This is a genomic window from Kytococcus sedentarius DSM 20547 (assembly GCF_000023925.1).
In the GTDB taxonomy this organism is placed as follows: domain Bacteria; phylum Actinomycetota; class Actinomycetes; order Actinomycetales; family Dermatophilaceae; genus Kytococcus; species Kytococcus sedentarius.
On the sequence record NC_013169.1, the window covers coordinates 2261896 to 2279946 of the forward strand.

Annotated in this window: 12 protein-coding genes, 1 pseudogene and 1 riboswitch; of the genes and pseudogenes, 6 read left to right on the forward strand and 7 right to left on the reverse strand. The window is 71.2% G+C overall.

Features of this window, described 5'->3' with window-relative positions; translation table 11 throughout:
* Positions 1-40: 40 nt before the first annotated feature.
* The 5 genes from KSED_RS10725 (at position 41) to KSED_RS10745 (ending at position 6223) form a co-directional block, all read left to right on the forward strand.
* Positions 41-1216 (forward strand): acyl-CoA dehydrogenase family protein, encoded by a 1176-nt coding sequence (locus tag KSED_RS10725; RefSeq protein WP_015780107.1) that lies wholly within the window; start codon positions 41-43, stop codon positions 1214-1216.
* 70 nt (positions 1217-1286) lie between these two features.
* Positions 1287-2108: an SDR family NAD(P)-dependent oxidoreductase gene (locus KSED_RS10730; protein WP_015780108.1), complete on the forward strand. Its 822-nt coding sequence runs from the start codon at positions 1287-1289 to the stop codon at positions 2106-2108.
* Positions 2105-3487: an MFS transporter gene (locus KSED_RS10735; protein WP_015780109.1), complete on the forward strand. Its 1383-nt coding sequence runs from the start codon at positions 2105-2107 to the stop codon at positions 3485-3487. The genes KSED_RS10730 and KSED_RS10735 overlap by 4 nt, the downstream gene beginning before the upstream one ends.
* Positions 3484-4302, forward strand: coding sequence for an SDR family oxidoreductase (locus tag KSED_RS10740; RefSeq protein WP_015780110.1), 819 nt, complete (start codon positions 3484-3486; stop codon positions 4300-4302). The genes KSED_RS10735 and KSED_RS10740 overlap by 4 nt, the downstream gene beginning before the upstream one ends.
* Before the next feature lie 160 nt (positions 4303-4462).
* On the forward strand, positions 4463-6223 hold the full coding sequence (locus KSED_RS10745; protein ID WP_015780111.1) for a S8 family serine peptidase: 1761 nt from the start codon (positions 4463-4465) through the stop codon (positions 6221-6223).
* A gap of 75 nt (positions 6224-6298) precedes the next feature.
* Here the strand turns inward: KSED_RS10745 and KSED_RS10750 are convergent.
* The 3 genes and pseudogenes from KSED_RS10750 to KSED_RS10760 all read right to left on the reverse strand — a co-directional run.
* Positions 6299-7141 (reverse strand): annotated as a pseudogene (locus KSED_RS10750) (RimK family alpha-L-glutamate ligase); the annotation flags it as partial.
* Between the two features lie 201 nt (positions 7142-7342).
* The gene (locus KSED_RS10755) at positions 7343-8398 is read right to left on the reverse strand and encodes a ribonucleotide-diphosphate reductase subunit beta (RefSeq protein WP_049758692.1); all 1056 of its coding nucleotides are present in this window, start codon (positions 8396-8398) and stop codon (positions 7343-7345) included.
* A gap of 38 nt (positions 8399-8436) precedes the next feature.
* Positions 8437-11064: a ribonucleoside-diphosphate reductase subunit alpha gene (locus KSED_RS10760; protein WP_015780114.1), complete on the reverse strand. Its 2628-nt coding sequence runs from the start codon at positions 11062-11064 to the stop codon at positions 8437-8439.
* Between the two features lie 200 nt (positions 11065-11264).
* Positions 11265-11470, reverse strand: a riboswitch (cobalamin riboswitch).
* Positions 11471-11644: 174 nt separating this feature from the next.
* Here KSED_RS10760 and KSED_RS13805 point away from each other — a divergent pair.
* Positions 11645-12868, forward strand: a complete 1224-nt coding sequence (locus KSED_RS13805; RefSeq protein WP_015780115.1) for an MFS transporter — start codon at positions 11645-11647, stop codon at positions 12866-12868.
* A gap of 69 nt (positions 12869-12937) precedes the next feature.
* Here the strand turns inward: KSED_RS13805 and KSED_RS10770 are convergent, their stop codons facing one another.
* From KSED_RS10770 to KSED_RS10785, 4 genes are all read right to left on the reverse strand, one after another.
* On the reverse strand, positions 12938-14314 hold the full coding sequence (locus tag KSED_RS10770) for an alkaline phosphatase PhoX (protein ID WP_015780116.1): 1377 nt from the start codon (positions 14312-14314) through the stop codon (positions 12938-12940).
* Positions 14315-14472: 158 nt separating this feature from the next.
* Entirely contained in the window at positions 14473-16602 is a 2130-nt protein-coding gene (locus KSED_RS10775) for an ABC transporter permease family protein (RefSeq protein WP_015780117.1), read from the reverse strand.
* An 8-nt stretch (positions 16603-16610) separates the two neighbouring features.
* Entirely contained in the window at positions 16611-16805 is a 195-nt protein-coding gene (locus KSED_RS10780) for an ATP-binding cassette domain-containing protein (RefSeq protein ID WP_041290936.1), read from the reverse strand.
* 22 nt (positions 16806-16827) lie between these two features.
* Positions 16828-17978 (reverse strand): IS3 family transposase gene (locus tag KSED_RS10785; RefSeq protein ID WP_115306721.1). Its coding sequence is split into 2 segments (ribosomal slippage): positions 16828-17708 and positions 17708-17978, totalling 1152 coding nucleotides; the frame shifts between segments, so codons are not numbered across the junction.
* Between the last annotated feature and the right edge of the window lie 73 nt (positions 17979-18051).

Below are 18051 nucleotides of genomic sequence, written 5' to 3' on the forward strand. Positions count from 1 at the left end.
TCGGCTCACCACCACTGGTTGGCCTCGTTACGCTGTGTGCATGGCCGTCACCCGATTGATGCCGACCCCCGAGTCGGAAGACCTCATCGCCCTCGTCCGCGACATCGCCGCCAAGGAGGTGGCGCCCAAGGCCGACCGGTACGAGAAGAACGCCGAGTTCCCCGCCGAGGTGTTCCACACCCTGGGCGAGGCCGGCCTGCTCGGCCTGCCCTTCGACGAGGAGTTCGGCGGTGCGAACCAGCCGTACGAGGTCTACCTGCAGTGCATCGAGGAGCTCTCCAGCGCCTGGATGGCCATCGGTGTGGGCGTCTCCATCCACGTGCTGACCTGCTTCCCCATCAACAGCTACGGCACCCAGGAGCAGAAGGAGCGCCTGCTGCCGAGCATGATCGGCGGCGAGTGGTTCGGCTCCTACTGCCTCTCGGAGCCGGCTGCCGGCTCGGACGTCGCCTCCATGCGCACCAAGGCCGTTGGCTCCGGTGACGTGGACGAGACCGGCCGCAGCGAGGAGTACGCCATCAGCGGCGGCAAGATGTGGATCTCCCACGCCGGCCACGCGGACTTCTACACCACCTTCGCCCGCACCGGGGAGAACGACGGCAAGGGCATCAGCTGCTTCCACGTTCCCGGTGACGCCCCCGGCCTCACCTTCGCCGAGCCCGAGCGCAAGATGGGCCTGCACTCCGACACCGTGCGCGAGGTGCTCTACGACAAGGTCACCGTGCCGGGCGAGAACCTCATCGGCACCCCCGGCAAGGGCCTCGGCATCGCGCTGGCGGCGCTGGACTCCGGACGCCTCGGCATCGCCGCCGCCTCCACCGGGCTGGCACAGGCCGCCACCGACCTCGCGCTGAAGTACGCCGCGGAGCGCCAGCAGTTCGGCAAGCCGATCGCCGAGAACCAGGGCCTGCAGTTCATGCTCGCCGACATGCAGGCGCAGACCAGCGCCGCCCGCGCGACCTACCTGCACGCCGCCCGTCTGAAGGACGCCGGCAAGAAGTTCAGCCGCGAGGCCGCGATCGCCAAGCTGTTCGCCTCGGACACCGCCATGAAGGTGACCACCGACGCCATCCAGGTGCTCGGCGGCTACGGCTACACCACCGACTTCCCGGCCGAGCGCTACTTCCGCGACGCCAAGATCACCCAGATCTTCGAGGGCACCAACCAGATCCAGCGCATGGTCATCGCCCGCGACATGCTCAAGTCCCTGGGCTGACGCCCCACCGCGCCCCGAGCCACCGGGCCGGGGTCACCCCGCACCTCTCGACCCGCGAAGGACACCCTCGATGCAGATCACGCCCGACTTCGTCGCCCTGGTCACCGGCGCCGCCTCCGGCCTGGGCCACGCCACCACCCGCCGCATCCTGGACGCCGGCGGCAAGGTGGTGATGCTCGACCTGCCCGGTTCGCCCGGTGCCGAGATGGCCGAGCAGTTCAACGCCGAGCGCGCCGGCTCGGTGGCCTTCTGCGCCACCGACGTCCGCGATGCGGACCAGGTGGCCGAGGCCGTGGCGACCGCGACGCAGATGGGCTCGCTGCGCCTGGCGGTGAACTGCGCGGGCGTCGCCACCCCGGGCAAGATCCTGGGCCGCAAGGGCGTGCTGCCGCTGGAGACCTACAAGACGGTCATCGACATCAACCTCATCGGCACCTTCAACGTGCTGCGGCTGGCCGCCGAGGCGATGGCCGGCAACGAGCAGGTGCCCGACGTCCGCACCGGCGACAACGGCACCGAGGCCGACACCGGCCACGGGGACCGCGGCCTGGTGGTCATGACCGCCTCGGTGGCCGCCTACGACGGGCAGATCGGGCAGGCCGCCTACGCCTCCTCGAAGGGCGCCATCGCCTCCCTCACCCTCCCAGCAGCCCGTGACCTGGCCGGGCAGGGGGTCCGCGTCATGACCATCGCCCCCGGCGTCATGGAGACGCCGATGATGGCCGGCATGCCCGGTGATGTGAAGGCCACCCTCGAGGCGATGGTGCCGCACCCCTCGCGCCTCGGCCGCCCGGAGGAGTACGCCGCACTGGTGGGCCACCTGGTGGAGAACCCGCTGCTGAACGGCGAGGTGATCCGGCTCGACGGCGCGCTGCGCATGCCGCCGAAGTGAGCCGGGAGCAGAACTCCCCCGCGGCCACCGGCCGCACGCCGTCCGCTGCCCCGTTCCGCTCGTCCACGCCCCCCGCGGCGTGGTTCGTGTGGGGCGCGGCAGCGTTCGCGTTCGCCATCGCGGTGTTCCACCGCAGCTCCCTGGGCGTCGCGGCGGTCCCGGCCGCCGAGCGCTTCGAGGTCGGGGCCAGCGTGGTCGCCACCTTCGTGGTGGTGCAGCTGCTGGTCTACTCCCTCGCCCAGATCCCCGTCGGCATCGCCCTGGACCGCTACGGTTCGCGGCTGCTCATCACCCTGGGCGCCTTGCTGATGATGGTGGGCCAGGCGTCCATGGCCCTCGCGCCCGACCTCGGCTGGGCCATCGCCGCCCGGGTGCTCGTGGGCGCCGGCGACGCGATGACCTTCGCCTCGGCGATCCGTCTGGTGCCGGCCTGGTTCGCCCCCTCCCGCATCCCGCTGATGACGCAGATCACCGGTCTGACGGGGCAGTTCGGGCAGATCCTCTCGGCCGTGCCGCTGGTGGCCCTGCTGGCGAACGCGGGCTGGCGCCCGGCCTTCCTCGCCGCCGCGGCCACGAGTGCCGTGGCCTGCGTGGTGGCGGTGACGCTCATCCGCGACCGGCCCCCGGGGGACGAGCCGCGACGCAATCCCACCCGCCGGCCGCGCACCAGCATCGCGTCGGTGCTGCGGCACCCCGGCACCTGGCTGGGCGCCAGTACGCACGCCGCCACCGTCTTCGGTCCCATGGTGTTCGCGATGATGTGGGGCTTCCCCTACCTCACGGAGGGCGAGGGCCGCAGCGCCGCCTTCGCGTCCTCGATGCTGACGCTCAGCGTCGTCCTGGGGCTCGTCTTCGGCCCGATGGTGGGCTTCCTCACCCAGCGCCACCCCCTGCGCCGCTCCACGCTGGTGATCCTGGTGATCCTGGCCAATGCGCTGCCGTTCACCCTGATGGTGGCGTGGCCCGGCCCGGCGCCAGCGTGGCTGCTGGTCCTGTGGGTGGTGGGCCTCTCGAGCGGCGGTCCGGGCTCGGCGGTGGCCTTCGACTTCGCCCGCACCTTCTCCCCCTCCGAGCGGCTGGGCAGCGCCACCGGCATCATCATCATGACCGGCTTCGGCGTCACCCTGGTGACCATCCTCGGCATCGGTGTGGTGCTGGACCTCCAGGGGGGGCGCCTACGACCTGCGCACCTTCCGCACCGCGCTGGCCGTGCAGTTCGTGCCGTACGCCCTGGGCATCGGGGCCATCCTGTGGTTCCGGACTCTGGCCCGGCGGCGGATGCGCGTGGAGGAGAACCTGTACGTCCCCACCTGGCGCGAGGTCTGGCGCCGGGAGTTCGGCAACCGCAACTGGCCCCGGATCACGAAGGACTGACATGAAGCGACCCCTGGGCGGCACGACGGTCCTCGTCACCGGCGCAGGCTCCGGCATCGGCCGCCTGCTGGCCCTCGGAGCGGCCGGACGCGGCGCCCGGGTGGTGCTGTGGGACCTCGACGGCCCTGCTGCCGAGCGGGTGGCCGGGGAGATCGCCGCGGCACAGCCGGCGGGCACGGCGCTCGCGCAGGTGGTCGACGTGACCGACACCCAGGCGGTGCGCGCGGCGGCCGCCGAGGCCGAGGCGGCGATCGGCCCGGTGGACGTGGTCGTGAACAACGCCGGGGTGGTGAGCGGCAAGCGGCTCACCGAGGCCACCGACGAGCAGATCCGCCGCACCTACGAGGTGAACGCCCTGGCCCCCTACTGGGTGACCCGGGCCGTGCTGCCGGGCATGCTCGAGCGCCGTCGCGGCCTGGTGGTCACCATCGCCAGCCTCGCCGGCATGGTCGGCGTCGCGCAGCAGACGGACTACTCCGGCAGCAAGCACGCCGCCGTGGGCTTCACCGAGTCCCTGCGCGCCGAGTTGCACGAGTCGGGGCCCGGGGTGAGCACCCTGCTGGTGTGCCCGTACTACATCGACACCGGCATGTTCGCCGGCGTGCGCAGTCGGTTCAGCCGGGTGCTGCCGATCTTGCAGCCCGATGACGTGGCGACGAGGGTGCTGGACGCCATCGAGTCCGGCCGCGAGCGCCTGGTGCTGCCCGGCCACGTGGTGCCCTCGCTCGCCCTGCGGGCACTCCCGGTACGCGTGGGGGACGCCGCACTGCGCGCGCTCGGGGTGCAGTCCTCGATGCGGGGCTTCACGGGCCGCCGCTGAGCCACCGGCGCGGTCTTGCGAGGGCCCGCGGGTAAAGAACTGCCCAAGGAGGGCTCAGGATTTGCAGATTTTGCGCTCCTCGGTCTGGTCACGGGGTGCGTTTGTGGCAAGTATCACAGCGCCGGAACGACCGGCACCCCTTCCCTCACAGGAGCCCCTCATGTCACACACACGCGCCTCCTTCGGCTTCCTCGCCGCCGCCGTCGTCGGCCTCGGCACCATGACCCCCGCCTCAGCCGGCCTCACCACCGAGCCGCACCTACAGCAGCCGCACCCCTCCACCGAGATCTCGCAGCAGGCCGAGGTCCTGTCCGTCGCGGACGCCAACTACATCGTGATGCTCGAGCTGCCGTCGGCCGCCAAGCGCGGCCCGAACGCCATGGCCAGCGCCCAGGGCAAGGCCGCCGTGGCCGCCGCCACCCAGAAGCAGGCCGACAAGTGGAGCGCGAAGGGCGTCAAGGTCAAGCAGCGTTACGAGGCCCTCGGCGGCTTCAGCGCCCACCTCACTCCCGCCCAGGTGGAGGCGCTGCGCAACGACCCGGCCGTCTCCACGGTGACCGAGAACAAGATGGTCTCCATCGACGCCACCCAGTACAGCGCCCCCTGGGGTCTGGACCGTGTCGACCAGGACGACCTGCCGCTGAACGGCACCTACAACTACACCGAGACCGGCCAGGGCGTCACCTCCTACGTGCTGGACACCGGCATCCTCGCCAACCACTCCGACCTCGGCGGTCGGGTGCAGGCCGGCGTGACCGCCATCGACGACGGCCGCGGGTCGGCCGACTGCAACGGCCACGGAACCCACGTCGCCGGCACCGTCGGCGGCACCAGGTACGGCGTCGCCAAGGGCACCACCCTGGTCCCGGTCCGCGTGCTCGGGTGCAACGGCAGCGGCTCGACGAACGGGATCATTTCCGCCATGGACTGGGTGGCCCAGAACAAGTCCGGCCCCTCGGTGGCCAACATGAGCCTCGGCGGCGGCGCGGACGCGGCCACCGACCAGGGCATCGCCCGCATGACCTCCGCCGGTGTCATCACCGTCGTGGCGGCCGGCAACGACACCGACAACGCGTGCAACTACTCGCCCGCCCGCGCCTCCTCGGCCATCACCGTCGGCTCCACCGACAAGACCGACGGCCTGTCCTATTTCTCCAACTACGGCTCCTGCGTAGACATCCTCGCGCCGGGCTCGGACATCACGTCCGCCTGGTACACCAGCAGCAGCGCCACGAACACGATCTCGGGCACCTCGATGGCGTCCCCGCACGTGGCCGGCGCCGCGGCGCTCTACCTGCAGAAGAACCCCAACGCCAGCGTCTCGCAGGTGACCAACGCCCTGACCTCCACGGCCACCACCAACACCATCACCGGCGTCAACGGGTCGCCCAACCGCTTCCTGGACACCACGGCCCTGATGGGTGGCGCCACGCCCACCGACCCCACTGACCCCACCGACCCGACCGACCCCACGCCGGGCACCAGCCTGGTGAACGGTGACTTCGAGCAGGGCAGCACCGGCTGGGGTGGCGCCACCTCGGCCATCACCTCCGGCCGGTACTCGGCCTACAGCGGCAACTACAAGGCGCTGCTGGGCGGCAAGGGGTACAGCAACACCTCCATCCTGACCCAGCGGTTCAAGGTGCCCTCCAACGCGACCTCCCTGCGCTTCGCGCTGAACGTGCAGTCGGGTGAGTCGACCTACAGGGCCTACGACCGCTTCCAGGTGCAGGCGGTCGACTCCAGCGGCAGCACCTCGGTGCTGGGCGAGTGGTCCAACCGCGACCAGTCGAGCACCTACTCGCTGAAGACGCTGGACATCTCGCGCTACGCGGGGCAGACGATCACCCTGCGGTTCGCCGCTCAGGAGGACGTCTCGGTGCAGACCTCGTTCAACGTGGACGCCGTCACGGTGCGGTGACCACGCACTGAGGACGCGTTCCTCGGGCACACCCCCGGTGGCCCGGCTCCCCCAGGAGCCGGGCCACCGGGACGTTCAGGACTGCGCGGCGTCCCCCATCGGCTGCGGCGGCAGCTTCTTCACCCGTGCGCGGCGGCGCCGCTTCGGGGCCACCATCGAGCGCATCTCCTCCAGCTTGCCGAAGCACAGCAGCCGGTCGCCGGCCTCCAGCACGTGGCGCCCGCTCGGGTTCGGGATCACGCTGGTCCCGCGGTGAAGGGTCAGCACCGAGATGTCCAGCTCCCGCAGCCCCGAGTCCTCGAGGGTGCCGCCCACCATCGCGTGGCCGGAGTGGACCTCCAGCTCGGCCACCCCGTACCCGGTGGAGACGGTCAGTCGTTGGCGCACGTCGATCTCCGGGAAGTCCACCTGGTCGGCCACGTAGTCGATGATGGCGCCGGCCACGTCCAGCCCCGTGGCGGTCTCGATGCCCTCCAGCCCCGGGGAGGAGTTCACCTCCATCACCAACGGCCCGTCGCGGCCCTCGAGCATGTCGACGCCCGCCACCCGCAGGCCCATGATCTGCGCCGCCCGGACGGCGGTCTGCTCGAAGGCCGGCTCGAGCGTCACTGCCTCGACGCTGCCGCCCCGGTGCACGTTGGAGCGGAACTCGTCACCCTGGGCGGTGCGCCGCATCGCCGCCACCACGCGGTCACCCACCACCAGGGCGCGGATGTCTCGCCCCTTGGACTCCGAGACGAACTGCTGGATGAGCACGTTCTGCTGGGTGGACTGCAGGGTCTCGATGACGGCCTCGGCCACCTTCATCTCCGGGGCCAGGATCACCCCGATGCCCTGCGTGCCCTCCAGGAGCTTGATGACCACCGGCGCGCCGCCCACCCGCTCGATGGCGGGCAGCACGTCCTTGCGGTCCACCACCACCGACCCCGTGCCGCACGCCAACTACCGGGGGCTGGGCAGCGACGGCTCGGAGACGAGCTTCGAGGACAACTCCCTGGACGCACCGGCGCCGGTCCGCGTCTGACCGACGCGCCCGGGTCGCCGGCGCAGTGCCTCGATGAGGGGTGGTCGCCACGTGGCGACCACCCCGCATCGTGCACGAGGACCGGGCTCAGCGGCTCAGAAGTCCTCGTCGAACGAGACGCTGCCCTCCACGCCCACCTGGTAGGCCGAGACGCGGCGCTCGAAGAAGTTGCTCAGCTCCTGCACGTCCTGGAGTTCCATGAACGCCAACGGGTTCTTGGTGCCGTAGATCTCCGGCATGCCCAGCTGCACGGCACGGCGGTCGGCCACGTTCTCCAGGTAGGCGCGCATGTCGGCCACCGACAGCCCGGCCACGCCCATGCCCAGCAGGTCCTCGGCGAACTGCGCCTCCGCGTCGACGGCCTCCATCAGCATCTGCCGCACCTGGCCGGCCATCTCCGCATCGAACAGGTCCGGCTCCTCACTGCGGACGGTCTCCACCACCTCGAACGCGAAGGCCATGTGCATGGACTCGTCGCGGAACACCCAGTTGGTGCCGGAGGCGAGCCCGTTCAGCAGACCCCGCGAACGCAGGAAGTAGACATACGCGAAGGCGCCGTAGAAGAACAGGCCCTCGATGCAGGTGCCGAAGCAGATGAGGTTCAGCAGGAACTGCCGGCGCTGCTCCTTGGTCTCCAGCTGGCCCAGGTTTTCGATGGAGTCGATCCACGTGAAGCAGAACTCCGCCTTGGTGCGGATGGAGGGGATGTTCTCCACGGCGGCGAAGGCCTCGAAGCGCTCTGCCTCGTCCGGCACGTAGGTGTCGAGCAGCGTCAGGTAGAACTGCACGTGCACGGCCTCCTCGAAGAGCTGGCGGCTCAGGTAGAGCCGGGCCTCCGGGGAGTTGATGTGCTCGTACAGGTTGAGCACCAGGTTGTTGGCCACGATCGTGTCGCCGGTGGCGAAGAAGGCCACCAGCCGGCTCACCAGGTGGCGCTCGGCGGGAGAGAGCTTGTTGTGCAGGTCCGCCAGGTCACTGTGGAGGTCGATCTCCTCGACCGTCCAGGTGTTCTTGATGGCGTCGCGGAACATCTCGTAGAACTGCGGGTAGCGCATCGGGCGCAGCGTCAGGGACATGCCCGGGTCGAGCAGGCTGGAGCCCTGCTTCACCGCATCGCGCAGGTCGGACTCGAGGTGGGTTTCGCTGGTCATGGTCTGCTCCTTGGTGGTGATGTCGGTGTCTTTGGTGGTCACTCGCAGGCCTCACAGGCCTCGGGGTTCTCCAGCGAGCAGGCGAGCGCCTCCTCATCGGTGAAGGTCCGCACCGGCTCCGATGCGGTGAGCCCGCCGACCACGCCCGGCGAACCAGGGGCCGTGGGCTGGCTGGCGCCCGGGGCACCCGTCGCGGCGCCCCAGCTCGCGCCGGCACGCACACCGGCCACGGTGGCCTGCTGGATGCGGGTGGCCGGCCGGCTGCGCAGGTAGTACGTGGTCTTCAGCCCGGCCTTCCACGCGTACAGGTACATCGAGGACAGCTTGCCGATGTTCGGGCTCTCCATGAACAGGTTCAGGCTCTGGGACTGGTCCACGTACGCCTGCCGGGCCGCGGCCATCTCGATGAGCGCCTTCTGCGGCAGCTCCCAGGCGGTGCGGAACAGTCGCCGGGTCTCCTCCGGCAGGTCGGCGATGCCGGCCACGGACCCGTTGTCGGCCTTGAGCTTCTCGCGCACCGCCTCGGTCCACAGCCCCAGGGACTTCAGCTCGCCCACCAGCGCGGTGTTCACCTGCATGAACTCCCCCGAGAGGGTCTCGCGCTTGAACAGGTTGCTCACCTGCGGCTCGATGCACTCGTAGCAGCCGGCGATGCTGGCGATCGTCGCCGTGGGCGCGATGGCGATCATCAGCGAGTTGCGCAGGCCGTGGTCGGCGATGCGCTGCCGCACGGCCGCCCAGCGCTCGGTCTGGGTCGGCTCCACACCCTGCAGGTCGTGCTGCAACTGGCCGCGGGCCGCCCGGGTCTCGGCGAACGCCGGGTGGGCGCCGAACTGCTCGGCGAGCTCGGCCGAGCGCTCCAGCGCGGAGAGCTGGATCTCCTCGGCGATGCGGGTCGAGAGCTCCTTCGCCTCGGGCGCGTCGAACGGCATCCGCAGGGCGAAGAACACGTCCTGCAGCCCCATCGAGCCCAGGCCGATGGGGCGCCAGCGCGGGTTGGACGCCGCCGCCTGCTCGGAGGGGTAGTAGTTGATGTCGATGACGCGGTCCAGGTAGGTGACCGCCAGCCGCACCGTGGAGCGCAACCGGTCGGTGTCGATGCCGGTGGCGCGCGCCGCGGGGTCGGTGGGGCGGACGCCGGTGGTGCCGTCGGACCACTGCAGGTGCGCCGCGAGGTTCACCGAGCCGAGGTTGCACACGGCGGTCTCGTCGTTGCTGGTCACCTCGATGATCTCGGTGCACAGGTTGCTCAGGTGCACCACCGGGGCCGGCTGGACGGTGCCGTCGGCGGCCACCCGCGGCGTCTGGTCGTCGCTGGTCTGGTTGCAGGCCCGGTTGGAGGCGTCCTTGAAGGTCATCCACCCCTGACCGGTCTGGGCGAGGGTCCGCATCATGCGCCCGTACAGGTAGCGGGCCGAGACGGTGCGCACCACGTCACCGCGCTCCTCGGCGGCGCGGTAGGCGGCGTCGAAGGCCGGGCCCCACAGGTCGGGCAGCTCCGGCACGGCATCGGGGTCGATGAGGGACCACTGCCCATCAGCCTCCACGCGGCGCATGAACTCGTCGGGGATCCAGTGGGCCAGGTTGAGGTTGTGGGTGCGGCGCGCGTCCTCACCGGTGTTGTCGCGCAGCTCGAGGAACTCCTCGACGTCCGGGTGCCACGGCTCGAGGTAGATGCATGCCGCGCCCTTGCGCCGGCCGCCCTGGTTGACCGCGGCCACCGAGGCGTCCAGCGTGCGCAGCCACGGCACGATGCCGTTGGAGTGGCCGTTGGTGCCGCGGATCAGCGCGCCGCGGGAGCGGATGCGGGAGAAGGCCAGGCCGATGCCGCCGGCGAACTTCGAGAGCTTGGCCACCTGGTGGTAGCGCTCGTAGATGGAGTCCAGGTCGTCCTGCGGGGAGTCGATGAGGTAGCAGCTGGACATCTGTGTGTGCCGGGTGCCGGAGTTGAACAGGGTCGGCGAGCTGGGCAGGTACGCCAGGGAGGAGAGCAGCTCGAAGAACTCCACGGCCTCCTCGCCGGTGTGCGAGAGCCCGGCGGAGACCCGCATCAGCCAGTACTGGGGAGACTCGACCACCGCGCGGGTGAGGGGGTGGCGCAGCAGGTAGCGGTCGTACACGGTGCGCAGGCCGAAGTAGTCGAAGCGCCAGTCGGCGTGGGCGGCCTGGGCGCGGTACACGGCATCGTCCAGGCGGCTGGCGTGCTCGGCGACGAAGGCGGCGGTCTCGTCCCCGATGAGGCCCTGCTCGTGGCCGGTGCGGACGGCGGCGGAGAAGGAGCCGATGCCCTGGCCGCGGACCTCCTTGTCGATGACGCCGGCCAGCAGGCGGCCCGCCAGGCGGGAGTACTGCGGCTCGGTGGCGGTCATCTCGGCGGCCGTGGCGATGGCGAGCTTGTCGAGCTCGGCGGTGGTGGCGCCGTCGTAGAGACCGGAGATGGTCTTGGTGGCCACCCGCAGCGGGTCCACCTCGGGCAGGCCGTCACAGCAGCGCTCCACGGCGGCGACGATCTTGGTGACGTCGACCTGCTCGTGCTCGCCGCTGCGCTTGACCACCCGCATGGTCGTGCGGGCGGGAGTGGTGGGGACGCCCTCCAGGGTGGGCTGGTCGCCATCGGCCGGCTGGCTGGTGGGCGTGGCGGTGCTGGTGGTGGTGTTGGTCGTCACACTCTCTCCTCGCGAGCTCTCACCGCGAGGGGGCACGGCCACACCGACCCGGCTGTGGGCGCACGGCAGAGGGCGCCGGTGCGGTGCACCAAGTGCGGTGCGTTGCTCCCCGATGGGGGCACCGTTCGCGTGCCGGGGTCGACACGTCCGCAAGCCGTCCCGCGCGGCTCGACGTACCGCCCGCGGTCGCGGACGGGCGCTGGCAGGTCTTCGGACTCACGGGCGTCCTCGTCACCGAGGCGTCCGGCAGGTGCCGGACGGGTGCCTACTGGCCGTCGCTTCCCGGGTGCTGGCTGCACCCAGTGCTGTGTGACGGCGGTCGTTCCCGAATACCGCTGCGGGGCAGTCCCGGGGTCTCACCGGGTTCCCTCTTGCCCCTCCCCTGGGCTGTCTCGAGAGGTCACCACAGGGTGACCCGCCGAACGACGGTGCCGGGGAGGACCAGCACGAGCACCATATACGGTGATTCATCCAGTGCGCCAGCACCACATGTTGTGGCCCCGGGAACCCGGGCGACACGCCGCCACCGGCGGCCGCGCGCCCACCCGAGGTTGTCGGGACCCGCTGGCAGGCTCCACCCATGCCCCTGCACCTCCGGCGGCTGCTGACCGTCTTCACCCTGGGCCAGCTCGGCTCGTGGACCGGCACCGGTGCCATCGCCTGGATCGCCGTCCGCCACCTGGACGCCACCGGGACCGAGCTCGGCCTCCTGCTCGGCCTGGGGACCTTCCTCGGGATCCTGCTGGCCAACCTCGCCACCCCGCGCACGGCCGGCGCCCACCCCGCCACCGTGCTGGGTGGCTCGGCGCTCGTCGCCGCTCTGGCCGCCGCCTCGCTGGCGGTCGCGGGCTGGGTCGAGGCCGTGACCCTGCTCCACCTGGGGGCGGTGCTCTGCCTCCAGACCGCCGCCGGGATGCTGCAGGCCGCCCGGATCGCGCCGGCCATGCGCCAGGTGGCCGGCGACCACCTCGACCAGGCGCTGGGCCGTCAGGAGGCCATCGCCTGGACGGCCACCATCGTCGGCCCGGCCGTCGGCGGCCTGCTCACCGACGCCCTCGGGGTGGAGGTGACCCTGCTGGTGGTCGCCCTGCTCACCCTGGGCAGCGCCCTGAGCGCCCGCGGGGTGGCCGGGATGGCGTGGGACCCCCCACCGCCCCGCGAGCGCCCCCGCGCCGACGCGGGTTACCGCACCATCGCCGGCAGCCCGCTGCTGCGCCGGCTCCTCGGCAACGCCCTGCTCTTCACCGCCGGGACGATGGCCAGCACCCCGCTGGTGGACCTGCTGCTGCTGCGCACCCTGGAGCTCTCGGCATGGGAGTACGGGCTCTCGCAGGGGCTGCCCTGCCTCGGCGGGATCCTCGCCGGGATGGTCGTGCACCGCCTCATGGGGCGCTTCGGGCGGCGCCCGGTCCTGCTCGCCTCGGGGATCGGCCGCACCCTGTGGATCGCCCCGCTGGCCCTGGTGCCCTCCGGCCTGGCCGGCGTGGCCGGGCTGGCCGTGGTGGTGGGCCTGCAGCTCGGCCTGCTGCTCGCGGCGGGCTTCTTCAACCCGGCCTTCAGCCGGGTGCGGATGGACGCCGCACCGGGGGACCTGCTGGCCCCGGTCATCGTGGCCTGGGCCACCCTCAACCGGGCGGTGAGCGCCGCCGCCATGGCCCTGGGCGGGGTGCTGGGCAGTCTCGTCGGCGTCCGGCCCGCCCTCCTGGCGGTGGGACTGGTGACGATGGCGAGCGCCCTCTTCCTCGTGGGCCTGCCCCACCCGCCGAGCGCCGACCCCGAGCCGGAGGACGCCCCCGCGGCCTGACTCCCCCGGACACGCCGGAGCCGCCGCGCCCGTCCTGCGGTCGCGGCGGCTCCGGGGAGCGGGGTCAGCTCACAGCGAGCCCTTGCGCCACGGGCCGGTGATGGCCAGCGTGATGCCCGGGGTCTGGATGTTCACGAACATCCAGTTGCCGTTCTTCGGCTCGAAGGTCGAGCCGCACCACTCGGAGGTGTGGTAGTCACCGGCCCGCACGGTGGAGCCGGCGACGCCGTCCCGGTCGAGCACGACGGTGTTCAGCGCGAACGGGAAGATCTCGCCGTCGGTGGTCAGACCGTGCAGGTAGGAGTCACCGCCGCCGTCCTCGCAGAGCACGATGCCGCCGCGGGGGGAGACGCAGATGTTGTCCGGGTTGTCCAGGACGGTCTCGTCCGGGGAGGCGAAGAGGATGACCAGCTCGCCGGTGCGCGGGTCGTAGGTGAAGACCTGGCCGTTCCGGTCCGGGCCACCGCTGGTGGAGACGATGTTCACCACGTCGTTGCCCCACCAGGCGCCCTCCAGGCGGGCGAACTGGGCGCCGCCCTTGGCGATGCCCTGCTGCACGGTGCGCACGCCGTCGTCGGCCGGGTCCGGCTCGTCGATGGTGACCCAGGAGGTCTGGTAGCGCTCGCCGGTGCCGTCGGCGTAGGTGACGTAGGAACCCTCGCCGCGCTCGATGCGCAGCATCTGCAGCTCGCCGCCGGCGTCCAGGTCACCCGGACGGTTGGGCAGGAAGCGGTAGAAGCCGGAGGGGGTGGCGTCCTCGGTGAGGTACACGATGCCGGTGGAGGGGTCGACCGCGACGGCCTCGTGCACGAAGCGACCCATCTGGGTCAGCGGCTCGGCCGAGGAGACGCCGTGGGTGGGCACCTCGAAGACGTAGCCGTGACGCTGGCCGGTCTCGGAGGTGTAGAAGGTCTCCTCGCAGGAGAGCCAGGTGCCCCACGGGGTCGGGCCGCCGGCGCAGTTCACGGCGGTGCCGGCCAGCGAGGCGTAGGACTCGACGAACTTCCCGGCGTCCGGGTCGAACACGATGGTCGTGGTGCCGCCGGGGCCGGTCGGGTCGTAGTGGGTGGGGTGGAAGGCCTGGTCGCCGCGGCGCAGCTCGTGGTTCCGCACGAGGCGGACCTGGTCGCCCTGGCGGAAGGCGGCCATGCCGTCGTGGGCGCCCGGGGTGGGGCGGCCGTCGTCCATGATCGAGCCGGTCCAGCCGTAGGAGATGTACTCGAAGCCCTTGGGCAGGCTGATGAGCTCCAGACCGGTGGTCTGGTCCTTCACCGGGTACAGCGGGCCGTAGTCGGGGCCGTGGGGGCGCTTGCGCATCTGGTGACCGCGGCCGTTGCCCTGGGCGCGGGCACCGAGGGCGGCCAGCGGGGTGAGGACGGCACCGGCGGCGGCACCGCCGAGGACGGTGCGACGGCCGACCGAGGACGGCGTGGAGGGGGTGGTCATGAGGGTTGCTCCTGGAGAGAAGGGTGCAGGGGTGTGGCGACGATAGGGCCCACGCCTGACCCGTTGGTGAGCAGCAGGTGAACGGCAGATGCACTCCGGCTCAGGGAGTCCGCCGGGGCAGGGTCACAGTGGCCAGGGCGAGGGCCGCGCGGGCGTGATCACCCCCGGCGATCGAGGTGGCGCTGCCACCAGACGCCGGCCAGGACCACCACCACGGCCAGAGCACCGGAGCCAAGGGCTGCCGCACTGACCAAGCCGACGCTGCTCGTGGTGTACCCCACCGAGAAACCTCGGAGGGCGAACAAGACCGCGGCCGCGCACCCGATGGCAACCGCCAGGACGACGGGGGCGAGCGTGGTGGCGATGGAGACCCGGTCGACCTCACGTGGGAGCAGCCCGGGCATGGCGAGCTCCCTGGCCTCGGCGGTAGCCCGCAAGGTGTGGTCACCGAGACTGCGGACGAGCGCCACGAGCAGCAGGAGGCAGCAGGCACCCCAGCCGGCGGAGAACCAGTCCGCCCCCGGATTGACGTGGTGCCGGTTCGGCCCGACCTCCTCGTACAAGCCGGGTGCCGTCGACCCGGCCAGGAGCGGCAGCGCGTCCGTGGCACTCCAGTCGCGAGGACCACTGATCAGAAAGCTCTCGCCCGGCGGGGAGGGTTCGTCGGTGAGCCGGACCTGAATTCCCGTGTTGAGCCGCGCACCATCGCTGGAGCACTTCAGTTCTTCCTGTGGAATCCCGATGAACTCTGCCGCGTCATCACAGGAGGGGAACTCGACGGCGCCCTTCCGGAGCGGGGCGACCCACGCCCCGGCGGCATCGGCGCGCTCCTGCACGACCGCCCCGAATCCCTCCGGCGCATCCTCGTAGTCGACACTCCACACGATGCGCTCCTCACCGGCAGGGTGCCACTCCTGGGGCATGGTGGCGAGGACCAGCGCCAGGGCCGATCCGGAGATGAAGGCCAACGAGCCCACGAGCGCACCGGTGCGGGTGTAGACCTGCGGACGGCGCGCCAGGCGTCGAGCAGCGAGCCACACCGAGGGTGCCGAGGAAGCCGGCGCGAACCGTGCCAGCGCGGAGACGATCCCGGGCAAGGCCAGCGGGAGACCGACGAGCACCAGGAGGGCCCCACCCAGCAGGAGGTTGGCCTGCATGTCGGCAGCCCCGTTGGCCCCGGCCGTCACGAAGACCCATGGGGCGACGGTGATGAGGGTGAGGCCGACCACGAGGGGCACGATCCCGAGGGTCTGCCCCACGCTGCCCCTGCTCCGCTCAGGCCGAGGAGAGAGGCGGAGGGTCGAGGCAGCCACGACCACGATGAGGATCAACACCAGCGCGACGGGGAGCGCGACCCACAGAGGGACCCGGGTGCTACCAGGCAGGAGCTGCCCGTCCGTCAGAGGGAAGGTCGGTCGTGAGCGCAGGGCCACCCACCACAGCAGAAGGCCGGCCACGGTTCCGGCCGCAGCCAGCACGAAGGTCTCCAGGGCAGCCACGGCACGAATGCTCGAACGGGCCACACCCAGCTCCCAGAGCCTCTGACCCCGTTGCCGGGTCACCTCGGAGACCGCACGAGCGGTCCCCACCATCAGAAGCATCGAGGGAACGACGATCAACCACAGGACTCCGAAGACCGCGGGGACCAGCGTGGGCGTGTCGAGCACGGTTTCCACCCAGGGGAAACGACGGGGGGACCCCGCGACCTCCCACCGCCCCGCAGGCGCCCACCCGCTGATGGAGATCGCGAGGTCCTGCTCGACGGACTGACCTGCGGGAGGACGCGCGTAGGCGAACCCCTCGGAGCGTGAGGCCAGACCGGCGTCACCGATCACCCCACCGACACCGGAGCCGGCCTCGCTCGGCTGCAGCCCAAGATCCTCCGCACTGATCCCACGATCGACCAGCCCCGGGGAGAGCACGGCGGCACCGGGTTCGGGCAGCGCGTCGAGCCCCGGAGGGACGAGGGCGGCATCCCCTTCGTGCCCGCTGGAAGGATCCACCCAGATGATGGGCACCTGCCCCACCCCTTCAGGGAGCACGGGCATCGACTTCGACCACTGCGCAGGTGCGCCGGGTACGGGGCCGGGGCCGGGCTGCCCGGCGAGCAGTGGCTGTCGGCCCACGACATGCTGCGAGGCCACCCAGCCGGCGTTCACCACGCCCATCCCGGTGAGGATCGCGGCGGTGCCCAGCAGCGAGGCCAGCACGAGGCTGATCTGCCGCCACCGCTGTCGCGGGTCCGGCGAGAGCGCCAGGCGACGGGCCACCACCCACGCCGTGGTCATCCCACCCATCATGCTGTGGCGTCCCGGAGATCGACCGTCCGATCACACAGGTCGGCCACCAACGGATCGTGCGTGGCCAGCACTCCCGCCAGCTGTCGCGAACGGATCCGCTGCGTGAGCAGGAGGGCGATCTCTCGGGCGTTGTCCTGGTCCAGGCTCGCGGTGGGCTCGTCGGCCACCAAGACCCGGGCTGAGTCGCGCACCAAGGCCCGTGAGCCGCCCCCTTCATTCGGTCCGGACGTTCTGTGAGTCGTCGGTTTCCATTTGATGGGTGCACTGCCGAGCGTACTCGGCTGGGGTTAGGTAGCCGAGCGAGGAGTGCCGGCGGTGGTGGTTGTACTCGTCCTTCCAGTCGCCGATGATGACCTGTGCGTGCAGCAGCGAGTAGAAGCTGTTGATGTTGAGGCACTCGTCGCGGATCCGGCTGTTGAACGACTCGACGTACCCGTTGCGCCACGGCGAGCCCGGAGGGATGTAGGACAGGCCGGTGCGGGTGCCGGCCCAGTCGGCCATCGCCTCGCTGATGAACTCCGGCCCGTTGTCCGACCTGAGCACCGCCGGGGCGCCCCGGGCGGCGACGAGGTCCTCGAGGTGGGCGGTGAGTCGGTCGGCGGTAATCGAGCGCTCCACGAGGCCGCCGATGCACTCCCGGGTGTGTTCGTCGACGATCGAGCAGATCTTGATCGGTCGTCCGTGCTCGTCGGCGTCGAACTGGAAGTCCACCGCCCACACCACGTTCGGCGCGTCCGCCGTCGGCGCGTCGACGGTCGAGGACCCGACGCGCTTGCGTCGACGCCGCTGCGGGACCCGGAGCCCTTCGTCACGCCACAGGCGTTGGATCTTCTTGTGGTTCACCACCCACCCCTCGGCGCGGGCGTCGTGATACGCCCGCCGATACCCGTAGCGGGGATGGTCCTTCGCCCAGGCGCGCAGCCACTCCCTGAGCGCCCGATCCGGGTCCGTGACCGTGTCGCCCTTGAGCGGTCGCCGGTACGCGGAGCGGCTCAGCCCGACCAGACGGCACGCCATCCGTTCGCTCACCCGCAACTTGCGCTTGAGGTGATCGACGGCGGCGCGGCGCCTGTCCGGGCTTAGAAGTTTCCCTCAGCCAGCTCCTTGAGCGCGGCCTTCTCCAGCTCCGCTTCCGCGAGCAGACGCTTCAGGGTCGCGTTCTGCTTCTCCAACTCCTTCAGGCGCTTTGCGTCGTCGGCCTTGAGGCCGCCGTACTGGTTCCGCCACCGGTAGTACGTCTGCTCGGACACCCCCAGCTCCCGGCACACCGCCGCGACGTCCTGACCATCGGTGAGCATCCTGTCGGCCTGCCCGAGCTTACGGACGACCTGCTCCGGGGTGTGACGCTTCCTGCTGTTCGTCATGATCTGACCAGTCTCCCTGCCCGCGACCGCGGGCAACAGGACGACTCTCATAACGACTGGACCCACGAAACGG